Here is a 1,999-nt window from a genome sequence, read left to right as displayed (position 1 = left end):
TCAAAGGCCCTCGAAAAGCAAAATTGCGCTTGCTGGTTTTATTTTTCCGATGTCAAAAAATTCCAGCTACTCCCTTTTTTCCGTTTCGTATTTTTGTCCGAGAAAAATCATTGTCCGCGCAGCACTTTTGTCCGAACTGCTTTTCACTTTTTAAATACTAAATTCAAAAAAAAATCGGACGCTTTTTCGCCAATTTTCCGCTGCGATTTGGGTCTCGTTTAATATTGCACAACGTCCAGTATAAGCACAGTAGCGGGGTTGGCGCACTGACTTTTCGACTTATAACAGACCTTAAATTTATAAAATTAATTTCGGGACTTGCACTTTCCCGCTATTGTGTTTATACCGTGTTGTGGGCCGTTCTCCGATTCTGCTCTTCATTCTGATTGCGTCCTGCTACGGGTTTTCCAGTCAATAACGATTTTTCATTCAAACTCGTTGTAACTTTATCGTCTATCCCTATTTTTTTTGCGAACGGGTTTTGTTTCCGCTCTGCGAGTCAGGATTCCTCGTCGCGTAATTTTGTCCGTTCCGCTTAAAAATCCGTTTCGGTCTTTTTTATCCGTTCCAGAATTGTTCCGCTATATTTTTCTCGGCATTCCTGTCCGCTGTACGTTTTTGGTTTTTTCGGTTGTTATTCCTCTCTTTTTAATGGCCCCACAACGTCTCCGTATATGAAACGTAGCGTGTAAAAAGACGCTATCGTTTCGGATTAAGCACGAGCCGAATTTTTAAATTTTTCTTTTTATCTTTATTTTATTAAAAGCCAAATTTACAAATTTGGCGGTTGCCACAAATACACAAAAACCTTTCGGAAAGCCTGTAATAGCTATGTTTTATATACATTGTTAGCCATAGTACTTATTCCTTTTGCTCTTGAAAACAAGAAAGACAAAATTTATATCTTACTTCCTCTTCGAAAGATATAACATTTCCTTTACAAGATTCAGTTGTGCAATTTTCTCTCGTGACTTTGTAATTGCCATCACAGTTTAAACAATGCACATTCTCTGAATTTGGTGTGTTTGGATGTAAAAATGTCCATTTACTGTTCATTTCTCCATATTCAGCGTCAATGGTATCTTTACAAATTGGACAATGATATCTTCTTCCAATAATATTTGTTTCGTGATGTTTATTCATTTTTTTCCTTCCGATTACAGACTCTACAAAATCTAAAAATTCGTAAGTGATTGCATCTTCAAATTCCCAATCATAGTAACCAAAAAGAGGATTTTTGAGATTAAAGTTCGTTATGTGTAAAAACCATTTATCTCTTCCGAAAAAGTACGTGAATGCATTTAAAATATCGTCTAATAATTCAGTTGGCTTAATCTCTATATTTGATGCTCCGTGAATTGATTTATTTCTATTCTGTCTTATTTTTTCTATAAATTCTATTAGTTTATTATCTATAATTAGTTCAGATTCAACCGCACAGAAAGTCGCAACAAGTGATTCTCCAGAAATTGTGTAAAGACTATCAAAATCTTTATTCGTTTTCATTGGAAGAGTTGGCCAATCTGCTCGATTTTTTTCTATAAGTAATAGTGGTGAAGTTCTGCAAATCACAGATTTCATAAATGACTCAACCGCTTGATGAAGTAATATTGTGGAAGTTCTAATTGTTCCGACATTGTGATTCCAAATATCTCCCATTTCAACATCTTCGTGAATATCTTCATCGTACTCTTGATAATTTTGATATACTTTAAATAGAAGATTAAAAGCTTGTGTTAAGCACTCAATTGTAACTCTTTCAAAATCTTCTTCAGTTGGTTGGTTGGTTATCACTTCTGTTTTTTCGTATTATGGCTAACGTCCAGTATAAGCACAGTAGCGGGATTGGCGCACTAACTTTTCGGCTTATAACAGACCTTAAATTTATAAAATTAACTTCGGGGTTTGCACTTTGCCGCTATTGTGTTTATGCCTTGTTGTGGCAAGTGCTCCCGCGTTCTGTTACGCTGTTTGGAGTAAATTTATTTCCGAAAGTTCT

General features: G+C 35.5%; 2 protein-coding genes. One reads left to right on the top strand and one right to left on the bottom strand.

Annotation, left to right across the window (positions count from 1 at the left end):
• A partial coding sequence (locus K8089_RS15940; RefSeq protein ID WP_237604288.1) for a hypothetical protein occupies positions 1-222 on the top strand: 222 nt, incomplete at its 5' end.
• A 639-nt stretch (positions 223-861) separates the two neighbouring features.
• Here K8089_RS15940 and K8089_RS15935 read toward each other — a convergent pair.
• Positions 862-1,794: a hypothetical protein gene (locus tag K8089_RS15935; protein ID WP_237604287.1), complete on the bottom strand. Its 933-nt coding sequence runs from the start codon at positions 1,792-1,794 to the stop codon at positions 862-864.
• Positions 1,795-1,999 lie beyond the last annotated feature (205 nt).

Source organism: Aequorivita vitellina, assembly GCF_022008365.1.
Lineage (GTDB): Bacteria > Bacteroidota > Bacteroidia > Flavobacteriales > Flavobacteriaceae > Aequorivita > Aequorivita vitellina.
Note: the sequence above shows the minus strand (reverse complement) of the source record. Positions and strands in the feature narration are given on the sequence as shown.